The sequence below is a fragment of the Rhodococcus sp. NPDC076796 genome, assembly GCF_040702765.1.
Lineage (GTDB): Bacteria > Actinomycetota > Actinomycetes > Mycobacteriales > Mycobacteriaceae > Rhodococcoides.
Genome location: NZ_JBFBMS010000001.1, coordinates 156,251 through 177,484, shown reverse-complemented (window position 1 = coordinate 177,484; position 21,234 = coordinate 156,251). Strand labels below are relative to the sequence as shown.

The following is a 21,234-nucleotide window of genomic DNA, read 5'->3' as shown; positions in this document are numbered from 1 at the left end:
GTTTTCGTGTCAGTCGGTGGCTCCTGCGAGTGCTCGTAACCCGGCCGCGATGAACTCCCCGGTAGCCTCCGCGGCCTTGCCTGCACCGTCCCCGGTGTCGGAGCCCGACAGCGCGCGGTGGGTGATTCCCTCGCCGATCACTCCGAGCTTGAAATTGGCGAGGGCGAGGTAGAAGCCCCAATCGTGAAGTTCTCGACCGGATTCCACTGCGTAGTGTTGCGCCAGGTCTGCCGCCGAGGGGTACCGATCGCTCGTCCACGCAGCGTCAGCGCCGAGGACTGCATCGAAGACCGGTTGACGATAGATGCACATCAACGCAACGTCGGTCAGGGGATCGCCGAGTGTCGACATCTCCCAGTCCACCACCGCGGCAACGGAACCGACGTCGTCGGCGTCCAGAATGGTGTTGTCGACCCGATAGTCGCCGTGCACGATGGACGACGCAGATCCTGCCGGTACTGCCGCTTCGAGCGCGCGATGCAGCCGTTCGACATCGGGTAGGTCGCGAGTCTTGACTCGTTCCCACTGCCGAGCCCACGTGGCGACCTGCCGCAAGACGAACCCGTCGGGTCGGCCGAAGGTGTCCAGGCCGACGGCAGCTGGATCAACTGCGTGTAGTCGCGCGAGAACTCGAACCAGCTCCGCGGCATTGGCAGTGACCTGCTCGTCCGTCAGATCGTCGAGATCCTCGCGCGTGCGGATCACCCGACCCGGGACGAACTTCACGACGGTCATGGGTGCACCCAACGCAGAACCGTCTCGGTCGAACGCGACGGTTCGAGCGACCGGTACATCGGTGCCCGCCAGCGCCTCGGTGACGGCCCACTCTCGGGCCATGTCGTGCGCGGAGGGCGTGAGCCCGCTGGTGGGAGGTCGACGGACGACCCAGGTCGACGTGTCGTCGTACGCCCGGTAGGTGAGGTTGGACCGACCACCACTGATCATCTCGACCGACAGTGCGCCGGCGACGTCGATTCCCTGTCCTCGTAGGAACCGTTCCAGCGCATCGCGATTCATGCCCGGCAGTTCGCTCACGACTGTGCCTCCCGCGCTGCGCGCTTGGCCGCACCGATCGTCCGTTTGGCGATGGCCCACCGGTGTACCTCGGACGGGCCGTCGTAGACGCGGAACGGGCGCACTTCGCGCGAGAGCCTGGCCAACGGAAGGTCGTCGGACACCCCGAGGCCTCCACACATCTGGATGCTGCGATCGACGATGCGGAAGATGGCCTCGGCTGCGAACGTCTTCGCGATCGACGTCTCGTTGCCCGCGTGCCCTCCTCGATCCAACTCGAAGCCCGCCACCGTCAGCAGTGCCCGGGTGGCCGCGATGTCGATCTCGTTGTCCGCGACCATCTTCTGCACCATGCCGAGGTCTCCGAGCTTCCCGCCGAACCCTTCCCGCCGGGCCACCTGAGCGACGGCGATGTCGTGCGCACGGCGGGAGGCCCCGAGCCAGCGCATCACGTGTGTCATGCGGGCAGGCCCCAACCGCACCTGGGCGTAGGCGAATCCCTCGTCCACGGCACCGAGAACGTTCTCGTCGGGCACGAACGCGTTCTCGAAGAACACCTCGCAGTGACCGCCGATCATCGCTTTGTCCAGGGTGCCGATGTGTCGGCCGACCCTGATGCCCGCGGTGTCGGCGGGTGCCAGGAACATCGTGGCCCCGCCGCGATCACCGGGCGCGCCCGAGGTGCGGGCCATGATGATGAAGAAGCCTGCGCCGTCGGCGCCGGTGATGAACCATTTGTGCCCGTTGATCTTCCAGCCCCCCTCGACCCGTTCGGCGGCGGTGGTGAGTGCCGCGGGATCGGAACCTGCCCCCGGCGCGGGTTCGGTCATCGCGAAAGCCGACCGCACGTCACCGCGAGCGAGCGGAGCGAGAAACTGCTCTTTCTGCGCTGCCGACGCGATGTGAGCGAGCATGTGGACGTTGCCCTCGTCGGGGGCGCCGAGGTTGAGGGCGATCGGACCGAACAACGAGTAGCCGGCTTCTTCGAACACCGGCGCGCGGTCGCTCATCGACAGCCCGTGGCCGCCGTATTCGACCGGCGCGTGCGGTGCGAACACGCCGGCGTCCTTCGCGGCCGCTTGCATTTCGACGCGCAGCTCGTCGCCCCCGGCGTCGGAGATGTTGCCCAGGAATCGGTCTTCGATGGGAAGCACATGCTGGCGGGTGAACGTGCGCGTCCGATCGATCAGCTTCTCGATGTCGGGGTCGTACGTCAGATCGATGGCCACGATGCGCTCCCATTCCGGTACCGACCGAACACTCGCTCGGTCACTGGAAGGTTGGCACAGTCGCTCGGTCGGGTCAAGGATTTCCGGGTAGCTGTTCGTGCCCGCCGGTAGCCGCACCGACCGTACGACGGGCAATGTCGAGATAGACCGCCACCAGCTCGCTCGGAGACAACGGCCCGTCCGGTCGGTACCACGTTGCCACGCCGACACACATCGTCGTGACGGCTCGGCTGGCGTCCCTCGGGTGCGGAGTGTCGAACAGGCCTGCATCGACACCGGCGGCGACGATCGCGTCGAGCAGCCGTTGTTCCTCATCGCGTTTGGAAATGTAGGCGGCGCGATTCGCGGGATCGAGGCTGCGAATCTCCGTCGAGCACACGAAGGCGGCGTCGCGCCGGTGAATGTGGAACAGCAGCAGCGATTCGACGACGGCGTCGAAACGGTCACTCGGCGACGAACCGGCACCGGCCTCTGCCGATCGAGTTCGTTCCAAGAGCTCGTCCATCGACGCGTCCATGATGCCGACGAGCAGAGCCTGCTTCGACGGAAAGTGGTGGTAGAGGCCGGGAACGGACAGGCCCGCCCCTGCGGCGATCTGCCGGACCGACGTCCCGTGATAGCCCTGCTCCACGAACGTGTTCAACGCCGACGACAAGGCAGGGGAGAGGTTCGAGCCCTCGTACGTTCGCCAGGTGCGCGTCGCGGTCATGCGCCCACCGTAGATGGCGAAGCGACGCGGGTGGTCCCGGAAGCACCCGGTTGACACCTCTTCTGTGATCCGCAACACTACGGAGAACTGACCGAGCGAGTGTTCGGTCGGTACGGCCGGCCAGACCGACGCCCAATCGAAAGAGTCCTCGATGACCCTCACCATTCTCGACGCGTGGCGCGCCCGAGTGTCCCGGTCGCCCGGTCGGCCTGCGCTGGCGTACTTCGATGCCGTTCTCACCGTCCGCGAGGTCGACGAGGCCTCCGACGCGGTCGCCGCCGCGTTCGCGGATCGCGGAGTCACCCCCGGCGACCGTGTCGGCATCTACCTGCAGAACGTTCCGCACTACGCACTGACCTTCTTGGCGCTGTGGAAGATCGGTGCCGTCGCTCTGATCCTGAATCCGATGTACCGCAACAGAGAACTGCGACACCTGATCGACGACGCGAAGCCCGTCGCGCTCGTGTGCGACGAATCGGATCTCGACGTGCTCGAAGAATCGTTGCAGGGCAGTACGATTCGGTTCTTCGTGAGCACCAGCGGACTGGATCTGCAGACTCGCAACGATCCGCGTGTGTTCACCACGACGACGCGTGTCACGCCGACGCCCGAGAACGACCTGCTCGGCCTCGTCGAGTCCTACCGCGGTCACGCGATGGGTGCATTCACACCGCAGCCCGACGATCTTGCGTTGTTGGCCTACACCTCCGGAACCACCGGACCGCCCAAGGGCGCTCGGATCTCGCACGCCAATGCGTGTGCGACGGCTACGGACTTCGGTGAGCGTGCGGGACTGGAGGATGGCGATGTCGTGTTCGCTGTCGCACCGCTGTTCCATATCACCGGTGCCATGCTCGATGCTGCGGTGGCTCTGGTGCGCGACTGCGTGCTCGTGTTCGCCCACCGCTTCCATGCCGGCGTCACGTTGGACGCTTTCGTCGAGCATCGGGTCACCTACACCATCGGGTCCATCACCGTCTTCAACGCGATCTCCGAGAGCCCGGGCGTCGACCGCAGGCATTTCGCCTCGGTCAAGTCGCTGTACTCGGGCGGCGCACCCATTCCTCCAGCCACCGTCTCGGCGTTCGAGGCGAAGTTCGGGTGCTACATCCACAATGCGTACGGAATGACCGAGACCACAGCCGGTGTGATCGCAGTGCCGCCTGGGCTTCGGGCACCGGTGGACGCGTCGAGCGGATCGCTGTCCGTTGGACTGGCGCTTCCTCGCGTGCAGCTGCGCACACTCGATCTCGCCGGGCGACCCACCGAACCGGGAGTTGCAGGCGAGTTGGAAGTGTCCGGGCCACAGGTGGTCTCGGGCTACTGGCAGAACCCGGAGGCGTCGGCGTCGACCATGCCCGAAGGTCGCCTGCACACCGGTGACGTAGCGATCATCGACGAACAGGGATGGGTCTATCTCGTCGACCGGCTGAAAGACCAGATCAACGTCTCGGGATACAAGGTTTGGCCCCGAGAGGTCGAGGACGCCCTCTACGAACACTCGATGGTGTTCGAGGCAGCCGTGGTCGGTCGTCCCGACACCTATCAAGGGGAATCAGTTGTCGCGTACGTGTCGGTCCGCAATGGTTCGGCCGTGACCACGGACGAGCTGATTGCCTTCGCGCGCGATCGGCTCGCTGCCTACAAGCGTCCGAAAGAAATACACATCATCGACGAGCTGCCCAAGACGCAGACCGGGAAAATTCGTCGCGCAGCACTGAATCCTGTTTCAGCACAGACTCACTCGAGCGAAAGTGACACCCCATGACCGTCGGATCAACCCGCGAAACCCGCTCGACACCGGACATCGCCTCGCGGAAGAAGTCGTTGTTCGCCAGCACGATCGGCAACGTACTCGAATGGTACGAGTGGAGCGCCTACGCAGTGTTCGCACCGTTCATCGCCGCGGCGATGTTCAGCCAGAGCGATCCGGTCTCGGCCCTACTGTCCACGTTGGCGGTGTTCGCCGTCGGGTTCCTGATGCGGCCGCTCGGCGGCATCGTGTTCGGCCGGATCGCAGACAAGAAGGGGCGCAAGTTCGTTCTCGTCACCACCATGCTGATGATGGCGGCCGGAAGCCTGCTGATCGGCATCATGCCCACCTACGGTGCGATCGGGGCCTGGGCATCGGTACTGCTGCTGCTCGCACGCGTCATGCAGGGTTTCGCGCACGGCGGCGAGTCCGCAACGGCCTACTCCTACGTCGGCGAGATCGCGCCACCGAACCGGCGTGGAATGTGGGGAAGCGTCGCGTTCGTCGCGATCTTCGGTGGTTCGGCACTGGCATACACGGTCGGTGGCGTCATCACCTCGACGCTGTCCGAATCTGCTGTCGGTCAATGGGGTTGGCGCATCCCGTTCCTGCTGGGTGCAGTCCTCGCGCTGTTCGCTCTGTACCTACGCAAGAACATGGACGAGAGCGACGTCTTCGATTCGGAGCAGAACAAGGTGACGCAGGCTCCGATCGCACGCAAGACGGTTGTGAAGGCAATCGTGTTGATGATCGGAATGACCTCGGGAATCACAGCGGCGCACTACACCTGGACCTCGTACGTGTCGACGTTCGCCATCACGCAGCGTGGGATGAATCCCGACACCGCGTACTGGATGCTCGTCGTCGCTCAGTTGATCGCGTTGGTGTCGCTGCCGTTCTTCGGTCGTCTCTCGGACTCGATCGGTCGCCGGCCGATGCTGGCCGCCTTCGCCGTGTCGATGTTCGTTCTTCAGATCCCGCTGACGATGATGATCTCGACTCAGTGGTGGACGTTGCTGCTCCCGTCGACGGTGGCGCTGCTTGTCATCGCCGTCCCGGCCTCGATTCTGTCGTCGACACTGTCGGAGAGTTTTCCCACCCGACTCCGCACGCAGGCAATCGGATTCGCATATTCGTTTTCGGTAGCGGTGTTCGGTGGAACTGCGCCGTATTTCAACCAGCTGTTCCTCGGGTTGGATCTGGGCTGGGTCTTCGGCGTGTACATCATGTTCCTGGCCGCGATGACGGGGGTCGCGTGCTTCTTCATGAGGGAGACGAAGGGAATTCGACTCGAGGACGTTTGAGCGGAGGGTGCTCCTGACGTGGCGTGAGGTTCTACCGTTGCTTTCATGAACAGCACCGATTCGATCACCCGGAGAATCCAGCCTGCACTCGCCGAAACGGTGGGGCCGTGAACTCACTGACTCCCTACCTGTGCGTTGCAGACTGCCGCGCCGCGATCGATTGGTATGTCGCGGCAATGGGTGCCGAGATCACGTACGAGCCCATCGTCATGGATGACGGCCGAATAGGTCACTGCGAGTTGGCCATCGGTGACGGTCGGTGGATGATCTCCGACGAATTCGACTCTGCAGGCGTTGCGGCTCCGGATGCGAATCGGGGCGCTGCGGTGTCGCTGCACATCGTCGTCGACGACGTCGATGGACTGGCTGAGCGTGTGTCGGCTGCGGGAACTGCGATGGTGCGTGGTCCCGAGGACAGCCCACCCGCAGGCCGGGTCGCAGTTTTCGTCGACCCGTTCGGGCACCGATGGTTTCTGAATCAGCCGATCGACGAGTGAGTTCAGGCCCTCAGGGCGTCGGTGACTTCCTCTGCGATGGCGGCCTCCCCTAGAGCGTTGGGGTGCAGCGGCACGAACTGGTCTGCGAACAGGAGCGGTTCCACCCATCGCACTCCGACGGGTTGGCAGGCGTCGTGCCCCTCCGACACCACGGACATGTCAACGAATGTCGTGTCGGTATCGGCCGCCGCCTGCCGGACCGCCTCGTTCAGAGTGGCCTGGAGGTTGCGAAGATACGGCACATCTCCGAGCGCAACGGGAACCAGAGGTTCGCAGGTGCTCTCGGCGGGAATGAGCCACGGGTAGCCGACGATGATCACCTTCGCGTCCGGGGCGCGAGTGTGAATGTCACGCAATGCCTGCCGAATCGACGGCAACGTGATGTCGACGATCTTGTCGTCGAAGGTGCTTCCGTTCTGCTGCTCGCACGGGTTCGCCACACCGGGATTGGTTACCAGTGCGCCGACGCACGCGGCAATCGCACCCGAGAAGACGCTGTTGTCGTTTCCCCCGATCATCAAGGTCACCACGTCGGTAAACGGCGACAACGCATCGAATTGCGCACGAGTACCACTGGATTGAGGAGCGTAGAAGTCCTCGGTTGCTGCACCACCGCAGCTCACGTCGGTCAGGTCGTAACCCTGCTGGCGCGCCACGATGTGGGCGAAGTTCTGCTCGGACTGCAGACACTGAAGCGGTGTCCCCGGTGCCAGTGGAAGCACTCCGTTTCCTGCGCTGAAGCTGTCGCCGAGGTTGACGTGTTCGATCGAGGATGCGGCCGCGGTAGAGGGCGTCGCCAGCGCGACCACGACGGCTGCGACAGCTCCGAGCCCGAACCGTCTCGTCCTACTTCGCACCACGAACCCCCTTGCCGCCGGATACCGTCTTAGATGGTATCTCCGCACGAATCTGCTCTAGGTTCAGTGCCATGAGAACTGCAGATGCCACCCGTCGACGCCTACTGCTCTTGCTGACCGTCATCGGCTTCGTCGTCCCCAACACCTTCGTGGTGACGTACTTCAAGGAGCACGGTGTCAGTCGCGAGAGCGCAACCGCCTTCTTTGCCGAGTGGGTCGCCTCGACGCCGAATCGTGCTTTGACGGCCGATCTCGGCATCACCAGCGTCGCGTTCGGGCTCTGGTCCCTGTGGGATTCGAGGGACAACGGGGTCAAGCATTGGTGGCTGGTGCCCGTCGGTACCGGTTCGGTCGGAATCTGCTTCGCGGCACCGCTGTACCTTTTGCTGCGCGAGTACTCGCGATAATCCCCGTTCGATGAGCCAACTCTTGAGAAGGACGCACTCCCATGACCGATGACACGCTGGCCGACTTCGAGCGAACCGAGTTCACCGCCGACGGGCGGACAGCGCCCGTCTACCGCATCGGAACCGGGCCGGCTGTGATCGTGATGTCGGAGATGCCCGGCATCACTCCGAGGGTCGCGGACTTCGCGAGAACCGTCGCCGGAATCGGTTGTACGGCCGTTGTTCCGCATCTGTTCGGAGTCGACGGCAAGGATCCGCTGGCCGCGCCACTGGGTGCGCTCGGCACCGTTGCAACCATGTCCCGCGCCATGGTTCCGGCGTGTATCAGTCGCGAATTCACCATTCTGGCCACCGGAAAATCGTCGCGCATCGTGGTGTGGTTGCGCGCCCTGGCAGCGCAGGAGCACGAGCGCTGCGGCGGACCGGGCGTCGGTGCCATCGGAATGTGTTTCACCGGCGGGTTCGCGCTTGCCATGGCGGCGGACGATCGACTGATCGCACCGGTGCTCTCGCAGCCGTCACTTCCGTTCGCGGCCTCGAAGTCTCGCAGTCGATCCATCGACATCACTCCGGGCGACCTCGACAAGGTGAAAAGCCGTTGTGCGGCAGGGGAGCTCACGGTCCTGGGCATGCGTTTCGAAGGCGACAAGATGTGCCCACCCGCGCGATTCCAATGGCTGCGCGAGCAGCTCGGCGACGCATTCGTCTCGGTGGAGCTGCCCGACTCCTCCTTCAATCCGGAAGCCTTCGGACCACCGCATTCGGTCGTCACCGAAGGACTGATCGACGAGCCGGGGGAGCCGACACGAGAGGCTCTGGATCAGGTACTCGACCTGTTCCGTAAGCGGTTGCTCCCGACAGATTGAGTAGATCGCTGTCTCGGCCCTGCTGAGTGACCGAGCAACTCGGTCAGCGAGCCCCCAGATTCATGACCACGGAACGGTGGCCTGTAGAACCGCCTCCTTCAGCGCGCCGGTCCGCAGTGCCGTCACCGCCTGATAATCGGGATCGGCCACCATTTCGCTGAATGCCTTGCGCGAGGGGTACTGCACCAGCAGGACCGCATCCCAGGCCTGACCGTCGTCGGCTACCAATGCCGTCGAGCCGTCGCCCGCGTACAGCACCGTCGCGCCGTAGCGCGGAAGGAACGTCTCGTCCAGTGCTTTCGCATATTCGGCGTATGAATCGCGGCCACCGTCGGCGAACCGCAGCAGGTTGAGCATCACCACAGCACCACCGGGGTCTTCTTCCAGATAGCGCTTGAGGTCTTTTCCTCGGGGATCTATAGCCATCGATCGAGTATGCGTCAGCCGACGATCCGATGGAGCGGTAATTGCAACCGCGCACGCACCACCGACGGCACCAATTATGTGGCCCGCAGCCCGCGCTCATCGACCTCGGCATCGGACCGGTAGAGCCGCAACCCCGAGGGACAGATGGCCCCACGGGCGCAGCAGTCGTGGCCCGGGGAGCCGGTCGGTGTCCAATTTCTCCATCGTGAAGCCGGCGTCCGTCACCAATTCGGGGACGTTGCGAACGAGGTGGCATCCGCCGGCGACGCGTTGCTCGATGCCGTCGAGGCGACGCTGCCACGCGGGAACGCGGGGGTCCGGGGACAGACCGTGCTCGAGAAAGAACAACTTGCCGCCAGGACGAAGCACGCGTCCGATCTCGCGCAACGCGAGAGCGGGGTCGGGCACACTACACAGCGTGAACGTGCTGACCGCGGCGTCGCAGCACCGCCGGGCAGTTCGCCATGGCCGCTGTCATGGGGAGCGCGCTCGATCTCCTTCGCCGCGTGACAGCTCCTCGGGGAGACTCGACCGCTCGTTCAGCGAGTCGATCCGCTGTTGGACCCCGAGACGGTGGTTCCATGGTCAGCGTAGAACTTGCAGAGCGGGAAACCAGTGACTCGATAAATGGGAAGTGTGTCGTCCATGACTGACGTTGAGAAAGTAGCCGTGTTCGGAACTGGAGTGCTCGGTTCACAGATCATGATGCAGGCTGCGTACCACGGAAAAACCGTTGTGGGATACGACATTTCAGACGAGCTATTGGCCAAACTGCCGGATCGCTGGGAATGGATGCGCGGATACTACAAGCGTGACCTGAAGACTTTCGACGAGGCGCGATTCGACGAGGCCATCGAATCCATCACGACCACCACCAGCGTCGCGGAAGCCGTTTCGGACGCCGACCTGGTGATCGAAGCAGTTCCGGAGGATCTCGAGCTGAAGAAAAAAGTCTGGTCGGATATCGGCGCGTCCGCCCCGCCGAGAACCATCTTCGTGACCAACTCGTCGTCGCTACTACCCAGCAGTTTTGCGGAGGCTACCGGGCGGCCGGAAAAATTTCTTGCATTGCACTTCGCCAATCTCGTGTGGCGGTACAACACAGGTGAGGTGATGGCAACTGCTGCAACAGATCCCGTCTACTTCGATACAGTACTGAACTTCGCTTCGGAGATCGGTCTCGTTCCCGTTCCGGTCCGAAAGGAAGTTCCGGGATACGTGTTGAACAGTCTTTTGATTCCGCTGCTGCAAGCAGGAGCCAACCTCTACGTCGGCGGGGTTGCGAATCCAGCGGACATCGACAACGTGTGGCGAATAGCCACCGGGGCACCCGCCGGTCCGTTCCAGATATACGACACGGTCGGCTTCAACGTCGCAGCTCACATCGCGCGCGCGAGCGGTGGCGAGGATCAAGTGAAATTCGCCGATATGCTGCAAAAGGGTATCGACGCGGGAAAGACAGGCCTCGGGGACGGAGAGGGCTTCTACACATACGATGCCGACGGCCAGCGACTCGATGCTGTCGAGTCGTGGAACATCAACTGAATCGCTTTGACGTCGCTGCCCACGCACTCTGTCGTCGGCCCCCCTTTTTTTCCGTGTCCGATGCCCAATAGTGGACACCGAGGTCACTGGGTTCAGCCGAGCCGGATCAACCGAGTTGCCGCAGTTGAATCGCGGTGTCGAGCGCCAGCCGATGCCACGCCGATCGCGGATCTCGGCCGGTCAGTTCCTGGGCTCGGCGCAGTCGGTAGCGCAGAGTCTGCGGGTGCACATGCAACTGTGTCGCGGCGGCCGTGGCGGTGCCGGTGGCGATGAAGGCCGAAAGCCCCTCGAGGATGTGCGCATTCGCGGCCTCGGTGAGCGAGCCGAGAACGGTGCGCACCACCTCGCTCGTGTCCGCGGTGGGCCGCGCGGTCAACAGTGCCAGCAGCTGCCCGTCACCGGTGTCGAGCACGGCACGGTCCTCGAACGCGTGATCCGGTGCAGTGTCCAGAGCCTCCGAAGCCAGTCTCCACGCGCTGCCGACACCGGCAATGGTCGATCGCTCCACGAGGCATCCACGCACACCGGTCGCCCGGGATGCGACGTCGACGTGGGCGCGACCGATCGCAGACGGCAGCAGCAGGATCGCCCGCTGCTCCCGCCGGGTGCAGAGGTGACTCCGCTGGGTCGACGGCGTGGTGCGATCGGGTGGCGCGAGTCCCAGTGCGAGAACGAGAGATTCGACAGTGTCGTCGGTCAGGGATCGGCCCACGCCTGTCGGCTCCACCACCAGCAGATTCGGGTGACTCGGCAGTTCGAGGTCGAGTTCGCGGGCGCGATCGGCCACGGTTCCGGGCGAATTGTGTCTGCCCGCCAGTAAGTCGTCCAGCAAGAGGGCGTGAGCCTGCGCCCGATTGGACGTGAGTTGTTCGCGCGCAACGATGTACGCGCCGATGATCTCCTCGGATATCGCGTCGATGGCGTCGAGCACGCCCAGGCTCAGATCGGCGATGTCCGGTGGGTCGAGCGCATCGAGGTACTCGGTCGCCACGTGCCGAACGAACACGCTCGACGCAACTCTGTACGCTCTGAGCACGTCGGCCAACGGCCGGCCGTCGGCTGCGCGAGCCGCACCGATCGCGCGGAAGCGACTGTGATCACGTTCGTCGATAGCCGGATCGCCGCCCGCCCACAACGTCATCAGGCGACGAAGCGACCAGTAGGCAATCGCCTCGACATCGGCCAACTGCGGACCGTGCAGGGTGCGATAGACCGGGATTGCATCCCGCACGGCCTGTACTGCCGACGCCACCACAGTGACCAGTTCCTTTTCGATCTCGGCGACCACCGCTGCCCGGGCTGGGTACATCGCGGCATCGTCTCATATTTGTCAGTGACTGATAAACCTAATCATCATCGATGCTGATTTGCTTGAGTTACGGTGCTCACGACAGCACAGTCGAGGGAGACAGACGGGTCGAGCAGAAGAGTGGGGCAATGGACGCAGACGTGATCGTGGTGGGTGCAGGCTTGGCCGGACTGGTGGCGACCGCCGAACTGGCCGACGCCGGAAAGCGGGTGCTGCTCCTCGACCAGGAGCCCGAGCAGAACCTGGGCGGTCAAGCGTTCTGGTCCCTGGGCGGTCTGTTCATGGTCGACACCCCGGAACAGCGACGCATGGGCATCAAGGATTCCGCGGATCTCGCGTGGCAGGACTGGCTCGGCACCGCTACCTTCGACCGCGGCATCGACGATCCCGCCGGGGAGGACTACTGGGGCCACCAGTGGGCGCGCGCGTACCTCGATTTCGCGTCGGGGGAGAAGCGGTCCTGGCTGCACGCGCAGGGCGTGCGGTGGGTACCCATCGTCGGGTGGGCCGAACGTGGTGGTTACCTCGCCGAGGGACACGGGAATTCCGTTCCGCGGTTCCACCTGACCTGGGGTACCGGACCTGGGGTCGTCGCGCCGTTCGAGCGACGCGTGCGTGAGGCCGCCGACAAAGGATTGGTGCGCTTCGGTTTTCGGCACCGCGTCGACGAGTTCATCGTCAGTGCAGGCACAGTCGAGGGAGTCCGAGGCGCAGTTCTCGAACCCAGTGCCGCGGAACGAGGTTCGGGTAGTACGCGCGTGGAGGTGGGCGAGTTCGAGTTGCGTGCCGGAGCCGTGCTCGTCACCGCGGGCGGTATCGGGGCCAATCATGACATGGTGCGGGAGAACTGGCCGGCGCGGTTGGGGACGGCTCCGAAGTCCCTGATCTCGGGAGTCCCCGAACATGTCGACGGCCGCATGCTCGGCATCACCGAGAAAGTCGGTGGCCGCTTGGTCAACAAGGACCGCATGTGGCACTACACCGAGGGCATCAAGAACTGGAATCCGATCTGGAAGAACCACGGAATCAGAATCATTCCAGGCCCGTCGTCCATGTGGTTCGACGCGCGTGGTCGACGGTTCCCGGTTCCCAACTTTCCCGGATTCGATACCCTCGGAACTTTGAAAGCCATCCAGGACAGTGGATTCGAGTACTCCTGGTTCGTTCTGACGCAGAAGATCATCGAGAAGGAGTTCGCGCTCTCGGGATCGGAGCAGAATCCGGACATCACCGGGAAGAACCTCAAGCTCGTTCTCGGCCGAGTGTTGCCCGGTGCCAGCGAACCGGTCGAGGCGTTCAAGAAGAACGGCGAGGACTTCGTCGTCGCGGACACGCTCGCCGAACTCGTCCAAGGCATGAACAGGATCTCCGGCGAAAATCTGATCGAGCTCGCCGATCTGAAGCGGCAGATCGAGGCCCGCGACCGTGAGGTCGACAACCCGTTCACCAAGGACCTGCAGATCTCCGCAATCCACAACTCGCGTCGTTCGCGCGGAGAGCGCATCGCGCGTACCGCCTCACCGCACAAGATCCTCGATCCCAAGTCGGGTCCGTTGATCGCCGTGCGTTTGAACATCATTACGCGAAAAACGTTGGGCGGCATCCAAACCGACCTGCAGGGCCGTGTCCTGGACGGCGACGGACACGCGATCGACGGCCTGTGGGCGGCAGGTGAGATCGCCGGTTTCGGCGGCGGCGGTGTACACGGGTACCGCTCACTGGAGGGAACGTTTCTGGGTGGGTGCATCTTCGGTGGCCGGCAGGCCGGACGCGCACTGGCCGCGCAGGCATAACGGTGGCCAGGAGGATCGGTCGTCCCGCGCTGCCGGGTCCGACGGAGATCGCCACCACTGCGTCGGCGTGTCCCAGGTCTCCGGTGACGGTGTCGTTCCTCGGTGTCAGCACCGTGCTCTTCGACGACGGCCGATCGGCGATCCTCACCGACGGCTTCTTCTCGCGACCGTCGCTTCCGAAAACCCTTGTGCTGCGGCTTCATTCCGATACGCGGCGCATCGATGCGGCCCTGCACAGAGCAGGGATCACCACGCTCGACGCTGTGCTGTGTGCCCACTCGCACTACGATCACGCACTCGACTCGGCGGCGGTAGCGCTGCGCACCGGTGCAGTTCTGGTCGGCGGTTCCTCGACCGGTTTCATCGGGCAGGGTTCGGGGCTCCCGAAAGACCGGATCGTCGTGGTCGAGAACGGTGAGACGACAACGCAGGGCAACTTTGCCGTCACGTTCGTCGAATCGGTTCACTCGTATCCGGACCGAGCGCACGGAACGATCGAGCGGCCACTGACCCAGCCGGCTCGGGTGCGCGAGTACCGGTGCGGCGAGGCATGGTCGATGCACATCGAACACGTTCCGAGCGGCCGGACCGCACTCGTGCACAGCAGCGCCGGGTTTCGGTCCGGCATGCTCGACGGTCGCCGTGCCGACGTGGTCTACCTCTCGATAGGACAACTCGGCCGCCGACCGCGCGCGTTCATCGAGCAGTACTGGCAGGAGACGGCCGTGGCGGTCGGTGCCCGACGCGTGGTATTGACGCACTGGGACAACTTCTTTCGGTCCCTGGACCAACCACTGCAGGCGCTCGCGTACGCCTTCGACGACATGTCTGCCTCCGTCGATGTGCTGAACGCCTGCGCGCGAAGAGACGACATCGACCTCGAATTGCCGACCCTGTGGCGACGCGGCGACCCATGGGCCGGCCAAGGCTGACCTACGGATCAGCCGGTGCCGTCCTCGATCGTCTCGACGATCGTGCGTGCGCACAGTTCGGGGTCGTCGATCATCGGAACGTGACCGACGCCGGGTAGTGCGACGAACCGGGCTCCGGGCAGCCGTTGCCGAGCGACGGGAACGAACTCGGCCGGCGGAAAGATGCGATCGTGGGCAGCCCACGCGACGGTCACCGGACACGGAAGTTCGAGGAGCGGTTCCATGTTCTCGCGAGTGTCGAGCAGTTCGTACGCCGCCTCGCACCCGACGAGGTCCTGGAACGATCGGACAGCTTGCTGCCTCGTCATTCGATCTCCGTGGACCGCGATGTCGCGCATGGCAATTCGCCGGCCCAAGTCGAACTTCATCAGCGGCGGAGCGAGATGGCGGGTCGCGTCGGCCAGCTTCTTGGTGCGGATCAGCGTGGCTCGGCTGGCACCGGGCTTCTCGTTCTTCTCCCACAACCCGGCCGGTGAGAATGCGCAGACCGACCGCGCCCGACCCCGTCGAGCAAGTTCGACGGCCATCCATCCGCCCATCGAGTTTCCAGCGATGTGGACTGCGTCGAGGCCGCGCTCGTCGAGTTCGCGTTCCGCGGTATCGGTGACGGCAGCGATTGTCGCCCCGGCTGCGAGCGTAGGACCTCCGCGATGGCCGGCTGCAGTGGGAACGATGAGGTCGAAACGCTCGGCGAGCAGCGGTACGACATCGTCCCATGCTGCTGCAGACATGGTGACGCCGTGCAACAGCATAAGCGCAGGTCTGTCGGTCATCGGCTGAACTCTGCCAGTCGAGTCGAAACCTGTTCCGGGAGGGCGTCGTTCTGCTTCTGAGCAGCCGTCAACACGTCGAGGTGGTTGTATCCGCGGAGCTTGACGGGAACGTCGCTCGGGCTGTCCGACGCACCGAGGTCGAGCCCGCCGTCGCCCTGCAGCGTCAGCACCGGGTTGCGGGTGACGCCGTCTCGGTAGAGGTAGTGAGCGGCGATCGACGGCGCGGTCGGTTGACCGAGATCGGTGTTGATGGCCGTCGGGAAGTACCACTCGGTGAAGTCCAAAGGCGGTTCGCTCAGACTCCGCACGATCTGCGAGATGGAGCTGACTTCCTTCGATGGGTCGGTGTACGAGTTCGGGGTCATCTCGTCGTAGTCCTGCCAGGTGTAGACGACGGATGGGTCCCCGTAACTCGTCGGTGCTGCTTTGCGGTCGCTGCCGAAGACCTGACCCAGGAACGGAATCGTCGCGATCACCTCGTTCGGCATCGGGAAGTATTTGTCCTGTACGGGCCCGTTGCCGATGAAGCCGACGCTGGTCTGCAGAAAACCGAGTGGCTGAGAATTGTCGTCGAGCAACGCGCCGACAACGGCTTCGTTGGTGGCGTACAGCGTCCTGATGTCGGGGAGTCCGGTCGCGGCCATGATGGGGTCCTTGGACAGCAAGGTTCGCAATGTCGCATCGAAGTTGAGGCTGCGCGGCAGTCGGTCGACGACGTCGTTGACTCCAGTCGGGTCCAATCGAGCGGCAAGTCCCGCTATCGCAAGCAGATTCGTCGTTTCCGGATTGATGACGGCGGGCAATCGCGTCACCGGGTACACGTCGGTCAACGCACCCGACGCGGCCTCGACGGGGCCGGCGAGCGCCGGCGGAACTTCCGGAAGGTCGAGGTTTCTGATGGGGTTCGGCGGACCGGCCTTGATCACGGTGTCGAGTGCGAAGTACCCGGAGCACTGGTTGTATCCGGCATCGTCGGTGGTTGCCGGGTTGCCGTCGAAATCCCAGTTCGCGAAGTAACCGGTCAGGAACCCACCGAGGGAATGGCCACCGCACAATACCTTCTGCTTACGGATTTTCTGGTCGGGGAATTCGAGACGCAGCACGTCGTACTGGTCGCGCATGGTCTGCACCAGGCCCTGGTCCTCGAGCCACGCGGTGCCCGCGCCGTCGGCGTATCCGGCGAACGTGCGGCCGTGGACGGTTCCCCCGGCGAAGTAGTAGTCCGTGGCGATGTCGAGGTCGTTCGCGGCGAGTGCCGCCTGGGTTCCGGTGTGGTCCTCTAGGCAGTTCGAGCGGCGGTCCAGGGCCCAGAACTCGATGTGTCTGCCCTCGGCGTCCGCCGCGGCGACAGTGTTGCGGGCGACGGACTCGAAGGCACCCGCACCCTCGAACACTCCGGGCTGTGCCACGAGCACTCGGTCGGCGTCCGCTGAATTCTCGGGGCCGTCCGCGGCTCGATATCGCAGATAGGAGAGCCGATCGCACTCCGCCGGGTGCGGCGCAGAACCCGCGGGAAGCGGGGCGTCGAGATCGACGACCGTCGCGACGACCCCGGTGACGGGTGAGGACGACGTGATCTCGCGTTCGGTGCGGCCCGGCACAGGCTCAGCAGACACTGCAGCAGGTACCACGGCTGAAGTCGACGCCACCAACGATATGCACACGGCACCACGCACGAACGAGCGCCGCGCGAATTCCCCCAGAATTGTCATGGCCCCCACCATCGGCATGAATACATCGTGCGTCTGGGAATCTAGCATCGGACCGCGCCGCGGCGAACCGCAATGGGTCAGAGATCGTCGAGGGTGACCAGGCCGTCCTGCAGTGCACGGGCCACGAGCGACGCTTTGGTCGGTGCAGCCCGACCGACAGTGGCGTACTTCGCGCGAATTCGAGTCAGGTGGGTATTGACCGTGCCGAGTGCGATGTGCAGGACCGCACACACTTCTTGTTTGGAGTCGCAGCGCAACCACGCATCCAGGACCGCGATTTCGCGCGCGGTGAGTCCTGGATCGGCGAATGTCGCCGCTTCCTTCTGGGACCTGGGTGTGTCGGTGCCGGAAGTCACGGCGGTCCTGGCCCGCACGGTCGATGCACTGCGGCGCGGCGCGAACCTCTGCGCCGGGTGGATCGCGGTACCGGACGCAGCCTGAATCGTGGTCGACACACCTGTACTCGTCACTCGCATTGCATCCGACCCCCGTTGTCCGACTTGGGTGTTTCGAGTATCCGACCACGCGAGAAAATATGAAACAACACCAATGGCTTCGAGGCGGAACACGGCATTGGAGACTTTTATCGATCCAGCTTTATTTGCTTGTAAAGTCAGCGGTTCATGACACGATTGCTATAGTTCACTGTCCACCGGATCGAATATCGTAGGCGGTCGTCGTTGAGTCCGAAATCCACACCCCGCGAAGAACTGCTCCTGGCGGGCTCACGATTGCTGACCGATCTCGATATGTCGGTGCTGGCCAGATCGTTGTCGATTGCCTCTCTCGTGGAAGAAGCCGGTCTGTCGCATCAGACCTTTCACAACGCGTACCCCGGGTCCTCCCGTGCCGGGGAGCGTGGTGGCAAGGAAGCGTTCGTCGAGGACCTGCTCGCGCACGTGACCCTGCGATACACGAGACCCGGCGACGCAGAGCATCCCTCGTCGGATCTCGCGTCCTACTTCGAACAACTGACCTCCGGTCTGCTGCGCAGGAGAATGATCGGCGCGATGATCGCCTCCGACCATGCCGGAGCGCGATCGTCGTTGGCACCCGAATTCGCAGCCATGGACGCCGCCGTCGAGGACGCCGTCCGCCACAAGCTCCGTGCGCTCGGTGGTTCGGTGAGAACGCCGCTCACAGTGACCGGACTGTCCATGGTCATCGTCGCTCTGCTCGACGGGCTCGCCTTCCGTGAAACCATCACGCCGGGAACGGTACCCACGTCTCGGGCGTCCGCGGCCGTCGAATCGCTGCTGGATTGGGCAGTGGACCCGGTTCACTCGGATCGTCGTGAACGCATCGCGGGACCGGCGGTCGCGCCTGCTTCTCTCGAGGGTCTCGATCATGCGAGGGCCGACATCGAATCCGATGTCATCGCGGCGACCGAGACGTTGTTCGCGGCACACGGATATTTCTCGGTCACCCTCGCCGACATCGCAACTGCCTCCTCGCTCACTGTTGCCGATCTCAAACGCCTGTTCCCGAGCAAAGTCGACATCATCGTTGCCGCACTGACGCCCGAGTTCGAACGCGTCCTCCGGCTGGGTCGGGCGGATGCCCGACTGGAGGTGGAACCCATTGCTGCCCTGGAGCGTTCGGTCAATCGGCTTGCGGAGTTCGTGGCGCGCAACCGGTCGATGAGCTCGGGGATGTTGCTGGCCCTGAGCTTCGAGCAGTTTCACGAGCCGAGCACCGTCACCACCGTTCGGGAGCAACTCCCACTGCCCTCGGCGCTCACCCCGATCCTCGAACGTGGCCAGCGTCGAGGCGACTTCGGTACCGAGGCGTCGGCGAGCGAACTTGCGACGATACTCGCCAACAACGTGGTGATCAGATCCGTCTCGCGGTCGGAGGAAGGCCCGGAAGAAGTCTCCGACTACGTCCTGCGGGTGTTTCTGTCAGGGATACGCGCACGTTGAGCGGACCCGCGGGCCCGGACAGCTACGAGTCGGCGTCGGCCCGGGGTACCTCGAAGGCGAGCAGTGCAACGTCGTCCTGCAGGCCGTCCCCGAAGGAGGCCAGCAGAGCCGTGAGGTCGTCGACGATCTTCGGTGCCGTCGTCGGACCCTTTCTGGCAGCGAAGGATTCGAGGCCACCGTCGTCGTCGAAGCGTGTGCGTCCGGGGCCGACTATTGCTTCGGTCAATCCGTCGGTGTAGAAGGCCATGACGTCGCCGGGTCGCAGGGTCACCGATGCCGATGCGAAGTGCGGCTCGGCCAACGCTCCGACCAACTGGCCACCGGTGGTGTCGACGAAGTCCACGACGGCGTCGCGAGTGATGCGCAGTGCCGGGGGATGTCCGCCGCTGGCGAGGTGTATCTCGGCGCCGTCCGGTCCCGGAGTGATGGTGCCGAACACCACCGTGCAGAAACGTGGGTCGTCGCCGTGAAACTCGTGGTGCAGAACGGTATTGAGGTTTTCGAGCACCGAGATCGGGTTGCGGTCGAACACTGCTGCGGCGCGCAGGGTGTACCGGGTCAGTGAGGTCACCGCGGCGGCTCCGGCACCCTTACCGCTCACGTCGCCGAGGAAGAATCCCCACGTCTGCTTGTCGAGGGGGAACACGTCGTAGAAGTCGCCACCGACCTCGTCGATGGACGCGGGGTGATAGTGGGCTGCCACGTTCATGCCCGTCGGAGCGGACAGTATCGGCGGCAGCAGAGTGCGTTGCAGCGTCGACGCCAGAATCTGCACCTGCGTTTTCTCCGCCTCGGCCTGCTTGCGTGCTTCCTCCGAAGCACCCAATGCGTCCTGTGATCTGTCCAGAGCGGCCTCGGCGTTGTCCTGGGCGGCCTCGGCATTGTCGCGGGCGTCGATCAGATCTTTCTCACGCACATGGCGTTCGGTCTCGTTGTGCAGCGTCATCGTCACCGTCACGGCCCCCGTGGGCGTGCGCAGACTGTTGGCCAGTATCGATACGGCTATCGCGGCACGTCGATCGGGCGCGACGGTCAACTTCGCGGTCGCTCCGATCGGCGAGTCCGATCCCGATGTCGACGCGACATCCATCAGGGCCGTCAGCATCGGCTCGAACTCGATCGTGAACAGGTCGGTGACGGTCGTCCCGACGAGCGCCTCGCGGCTGCGCGCGGTGATCCGAGCGGCGGCCGCGTTGGCATACAGGATTCGGGAAGTGGCGACGTCGACCGAGAACACCCCGCACGGTGCGGTGTCGAGTAGATCAGCAGCCGTGGCAGACATGGGGACTCCCTTCGGTCATGACGAGCGGGTGGCGGATCTCGAGCGGTCGGCTGTGACCGGATCGGTCCACACAGCAGTCACCACGGTGCCGAAACCCGGTCGGTGGTCGACGAGGAGGTCGTCGGCCACCGCGGCTGCGAGGTGCAGACCGTGGCTGCGATTGGTCGTCGGCGTCGGTGGACGCCACGTCCCGGTGTCGGAGATCGTCACTGTCAGTGTCCGGTGTTCGTAGGCGGCGGTGATCGTCATCGTCCCGGGCTCGGGCACCGATCGATACGCGTGTTCGACGACGTTCGCCAGTGCCTCGTAGACACCGAGGACGATGTCGTCCACCAGACCGTTGCTGACACCGAGCTCGAGGGTCCAATGGTGCAATCGGCGCCGGATGGCAGTAGCCACGGCGGGCTCGGCCGGAGCGGTGTGGCTCCAGCGCAGGGGAAACGGTGTTCGGCCACTCTCGGTCATGACAGGAGTCCGAATCGGTACCGGCCGGTCATCGGTCGACCTCCGTGTCGAGAGCTGCCGACCGAACGTGGGCCACCGCGTCCGGCAGGGTTGTGAAAGTCGCCATCACCCGATCGATTCCGCTGAGCTGCACAGGCCGAACCACGACTCCGTCGACCGCCACCAGCGCCATTCGCGAGGCGTCGGGGAGTCGATCGCACACTCGCACCAGCACCGTTATCGCGCTCGACGACAGGAAGCTGACGTCCGTCAGGTCCACCACGAGTCCACCTCGAGCGGTGTCGGCAGCGGGAAACGCTACGGCCGACAGTTCCGGGATGGTGTCGAGGTCGAGTTCGCCTCGAACGGTGAGCACCTGCGTCGCGTCGTGGGCTGCCGCCACGATCTCGAAGGGGGCTCCGGTCGGCTCGTCTGGCATATGCCCGACGTTACCTGTTGT

At 64.3% G+C, this 21,234-nt stretch carries 21 protein-coding genes and 1 pseudogene; 9 read left to right on the top strand and 13 right to left on the bottom strand.

Features of this window, described 5'->3' with window-relative positions; genetic code table 11:
• Window positions 1-9: 9 nt before the first annotated feature.
• The 3 genes from AB0366_RS00830 to AB0366_RS00820 form a co-directional block, all read right to left on the bottom strand.
• Window positions 10-1,035 carry a phosphotransferase family protein gene (locus AB0366_RS00830; protein WP_366242336.1) on the bottom strand — a complete coding sequence of 342 codons (1,026 nt, stop codon included), beginning with the start codon at window positions 1,033-1,035 and terminating at the stop codon, window positions 10-12.
• Window positions 1,032-2,243: an acyl-CoA dehydrogenase family protein gene (locus AB0366_RS00825; protein WP_366242335.1), complete on the bottom strand. Its 1,212-nt coding sequence runs from the start codon at window positions 2,241-2,243 to the stop codon at window positions 1,032-1,034. The genes AB0366_RS00830 and AB0366_RS00825 overlap by 4 nt, the downstream gene beginning before the upstream one ends.
• Window positions 2,244-2,316: 73 nt before the next feature.
• The gene (locus AB0366_RS00820; protein WP_366242334.1) at window positions 2,317-2,952 is read right to left on the bottom strand and encodes a TetR/AcrR family transcriptional regulator; all 636 of its coding nucleotides are present in this window, start codon (window positions 2,950-2,952) and stop codon (window positions 2,317-2,319) included.
• A 151-nt stretch (window positions 2,953-3,103) separates the two neighbouring features.
• On the opposite strand from AB0366_RS00820, the gene AB0366_RS00815 reads away from it, so the two are divergent.
• The 3 genes from AB0366_RS00815 to AB0366_RS00805 all read left to right on the top strand — a co-directional run bounded on the left by AB0366_RS00815 (window position 3,104) and on the right by AB0366_RS00805 (window position 6,506).
• Window positions 3,104-4,720 (top strand): AMP-binding protein, encoded by a 1,617-nt coding sequence (locus tag AB0366_RS00815; RefSeq protein ID WP_366242333.1) that lies wholly within the window; start codon window positions 3,104-3,106, stop codon window positions 4,718-4,720.
• Window positions 4,717-6,009, top strand: a complete 1,293-nt coding sequence (locus AB0366_RS00810) for an MFS transporter (RefSeq protein WP_366242332.1) — start codon at window positions 4,717-4,719, stop codon at window positions 6,007-6,009. The genes AB0366_RS00815 and AB0366_RS00810 overlap by 4 nt, the downstream gene beginning before the upstream one ends.
• Window positions 6,010-6,116: 107 nt before the next feature.
• Window positions 6,117-6,506: a VOC family protein gene (locus AB0366_RS00805; protein WP_366242331.1), complete on the top strand. Its 390-nt coding sequence runs from the start codon at window positions 6,117-6,119 to the stop codon at window positions 6,504-6,506.
• Window positions 6,507-6,508: 2 nt separating this feature from the next.
• Here AB0366_RS00805 and AB0366_RS00800 read toward each other — a convergent pair whose 3' ends face one another.
• Entirely contained in the window at window positions 6,509-7,366 is an 858-nt protein-coding gene (locus tag AB0366_RS00800; RefSeq protein WP_366242330.1) for an SGNH/GDSL hydrolase family protein, read from the bottom strand.
• 68 nt (window positions 7,367-7,434) lie between these two features.
• Here AB0366_RS00800 and AB0366_RS00795 point away from each other — a divergent pair, with 68 nt between their 5' ends.
• A complete protein-coding gene (locus tag AB0366_RS00795; RefSeq protein WP_121870559.1) occupies window positions 7,435-7,770 on the top strand; it encodes a DUF2834 domain-containing protein in 336 nt (111 codons plus the stop codon).
• Window positions 7,771-7,811: 41 nt separating this feature from the next.
• Window positions 7,812-8,636, top strand: coding sequence for a dienelactone hydrolase family protein (locus AB0366_RS00790; RefSeq protein WP_366242329.1), 825 nt, complete (start codon window positions 7,812-7,814; stop codon window positions 8,634-8,636).
• A 60-nt stretch (window positions 8,637-8,696) separates the two neighbouring features.
• Here AB0366_RS00790 and AB0366_RS00785 read toward each other — a convergent pair whose 3' ends face one another.
• Both AB0366_RS00785 and AB0366_RS00780 read right to left on the bottom strand, forming a co-directional pair.
• On the bottom strand, window positions 8,697-9,062 hold the full coding sequence (locus AB0366_RS00785; RefSeq protein ID WP_121870557.1) for a DUF1330 domain-containing protein: 366 nt from the start codon (window positions 9,060-9,062) through the stop codon (window positions 8,697-8,699).
• A gap of 96 nt (window positions 9,063-9,158) precedes the next feature.
• Window positions 9,159-9,497 (bottom strand): annotated as a pseudogene (locus tag AB0366_RS00780) (methyltransferase domain-containing protein); the annotation flags it as partial.
• Between the two features lie 210 nt (window positions 9,498-9,707).
• On the opposite strand from AB0366_RS00780, the gene AB0366_RS00775 reads away from it, so the two are divergent.
• Window positions 9,708-10,607 (top strand): 3-hydroxyacyl-CoA dehydrogenase, encoded by a 900-nt coding sequence (locus AB0366_RS00775; protein WP_366242952.1) that lies wholly within the window; start codon window positions 9,708-9,710, stop codon window positions 10,605-10,607.
• Between the two features lie 106 nt (window positions 10,608-10,713).
• Here AB0366_RS00775 and AB0366_RS00770 read toward each other — a convergent pair whose 3' ends face one another.
• Window positions 10,714-11,916: a helix-turn-helix domain-containing protein gene (locus AB0366_RS00770; RefSeq protein ID WP_366242328.1), complete on the bottom strand. Its 1,203-nt coding sequence runs from the start codon at window positions 11,914-11,916 to the stop codon at window positions 10,714-10,716.
• A gap of 128 nt (window positions 11,917-12,044) precedes the next feature.
• Here AB0366_RS00770 and AB0366_RS00765 point away from each other — a divergent pair, with 128 nt between their 5' ends.
• On the top strand, window positions 12,045-13,709 hold the full coding sequence (locus AB0366_RS00765) for an FAD-binding dehydrogenase (protein WP_366242327.1): 1,665 nt from the start codon (window positions 12,045-12,047) through the stop codon (window positions 13,707-13,709).
• Between the two features lie 2 nt (window positions 13,710-13,711).
• A complete protein-coding gene (locus tag AB0366_RS00760) occupies window positions 13,712-14,641 on the top strand; it encodes an MBL fold metallo-hydrolase (protein WP_366242326.1) in 930 nt (309 codons plus the stop codon).
• A gap of 8 nt (window positions 14,642-14,649) precedes the next feature.
• On the opposite strand, the gene AB0366_RS00755 is transcribed toward AB0366_RS00760, so the two are convergent.
• The 3 genes from AB0366_RS00755 to AB0366_RS00745 form a co-directional block, all read right to left on the bottom strand.
• The gene (locus tag AB0366_RS00755) at window positions 14,650-15,414 is read right to left on the bottom strand and encodes an alpha/beta hydrolase (protein WP_366242325.1); all 765 of its coding nucleotides are present in this window, start codon (window positions 15,412-15,414) and stop codon (window positions 14,650-14,652) included.
• Window positions 15,411-17,126, bottom strand: a complete 1,716-nt coding sequence (locus AB0366_RS00750) for a hypothetical protein (protein WP_366242324.1) — start codon at window positions 17,124-17,126, stop codon at window positions 15,411-15,413. Before AB0366_RS00750 ends, AB0366_RS00755 begins: the two co-directional genes overlap by 4 nt.
• A gap of 77 nt (window positions 17,127-17,203) precedes the next feature.
• A complete protein-coding gene (locus tag AB0366_RS00745; protein WP_237669125.1) occupies window positions 17,204-17,581 on the bottom strand; it encodes a LuxR C-terminal-related transcriptional regulator in 378 nt (125 codons plus the stop codon).
• 225 nt (window positions 17,582-17,806) lie between these two features.
• Between AB0366_RS00745 and AB0366_RS00740 the strand changes: the two genes are divergently transcribed.
• On the top strand, window positions 17,807-19,048 hold the full coding sequence (locus AB0366_RS00740) for a TetR/AcrR family transcriptional regulator (protein ID WP_366242323.1): 1,242 nt from the start codon (window positions 17,807-17,809) through the stop codon (window positions 19,046-19,048).
• A gap of 22 nt (window positions 19,049-19,070) precedes the next feature.
• On the opposite strand, the gene AB0366_RS00735 is transcribed toward AB0366_RS00740, so the two are convergent.
• From AB0366_RS00735 to AB0366_RS00725, 3 genes are read right to left on the bottom strand one after another with little or no spacing between them, the layout of a single operon-like run.
• Entirely contained in the window at window positions 19,071-20,330 is a 1,260-nt protein-coding gene (locus tag AB0366_RS00735) for a PP2C family protein-serine/threonine phosphatase (RefSeq protein WP_121870550.1), read from the bottom strand.
• 15 nt (window positions 20,331-20,345) lie between these two features.
• A complete protein-coding gene (locus AB0366_RS00730) occupies window positions 20,346-20,795 on the bottom strand; it encodes an ATP-binding protein (RefSeq protein WP_121870549.1) in 450 nt (149 codons plus the stop codon).
• 28 nt (window positions 20,796-20,823) lie between these two features.
• Window positions 20,824-21,213 carry an STAS domain-containing protein gene (locus AB0366_RS00725; RefSeq protein ID WP_366242322.1) on the bottom strand — a complete coding sequence of 130 codons (390 nt, stop codon included), beginning with the start codon at window positions 21,211-21,213 and terminating at the stop codon, window positions 20,824-20,826.
• Window positions 21,214-21,234: the final 21 nt, after the last annotated feature.

What these genes read in the sequence shown, in the direction of transcription:
- AB0366_RS00810 (WP_366242332.1), top strand. Translation starts at nt 4,717, where the DNA reads ATGACCGTCGGATCAACCCGCGAAACCCGCTCGACACCGGACATCGCC.
- AB0366_RS00820 (WP_366242334.1), bottom strand. Translation starts at nt 2,952, where the DNA reads ATGACCGCGACGCGCACCTGGCGAACGTACGAGGGCTCGAACCTCTCC.
- AB0366_RS00795 (WP_121870559.1), top strand. Translation starts at nt 7,435, where the DNA reads ATGAGAACTGCAGATGCCACCCGTCGACGCCTACTGCTCTTGCTGACC.
- AB0366_RS00730 (WP_121870549.1), bottom strand. Translation starts at nt 20,795, where the DNA reads ATGACCGAGAGTGGCCGAACACCGTTTCCCCTGCGCTGGAGCCACACC.
- AB0366_RS00775 (WP_366242952.1), top strand. Translation starts at nt 9,708, where the DNA reads ATGACTGACGTTGAGAAAGTAGCCGTGTTCGGAACTGGAGTGCTCGGT.
- AB0366_RS00790 (WP_366242329.1), top strand. Translation starts at nt 7,812, where the DNA reads ATGACCGATGACACGCTGGCCGACTTCGAGCGAACCGAGTTCACCGCC.
- AB0366_RS00725 (WP_366242322.1), bottom strand. Translation starts at nt 21,213, where the DNA reads ATGCCAGACGAGCCGACCGGAGCCCCCTTCGAGATCGTGGCGGCAGCC.
- AB0366_RS00770 (WP_366242328.1), bottom strand. Translation starts at nt 11,916, where the DNA reads ATGTACCCAGCCCGGGCAGCGGTGGTCGCCGAGATCGAAAAGGAACTG.
- AB0366_RS00755 (WP_366242325.1), bottom strand. Translation starts at nt 15,414, where the DNA reads ATGACCGACAGACCTGCGCTTATGCTGTTGCACGGCGTCACCATGTCT.
- AB0366_RS00765 (WP_366242327.1), top strand. Translation starts at nt 12,045, where the DNA reads ATGGACGCAGACGTGATCGTGGTGGGTGCAGGCTTGGCCGGACTGGTG.
- AB0366_RS00785 (WP_121870557.1), bottom strand. Translation starts at nt 9,062, where the DNA reads ATGGCTATAGATCCCCGAGGAAAAGACCTCAAGCGCTATCTGGAAGAA.
- AB0366_RS00815 (WP_366242333.1), top strand. Translation starts at nt 3,104, where the DNA reads ATGACCCTCACCATTCTCGACGCGTGGCGCGCCCGAGTGTCCCGGTCG.
- AB0366_RS00750 (WP_366242324.1), bottom strand. Translation starts at nt 17,126, where the DNA reads ATGACAATTCTGGGGGAATTCGCGCGGCGCTCGTTCGTGCGTGGTGCC.
- AB0366_RS00735 (WP_121870550.1), bottom strand. Translation starts at nt 20,330, where the DNA reads ATGTCTGCCACGGCTGCTGATCTACTCGACACCGCACCGTGCGGGGTG.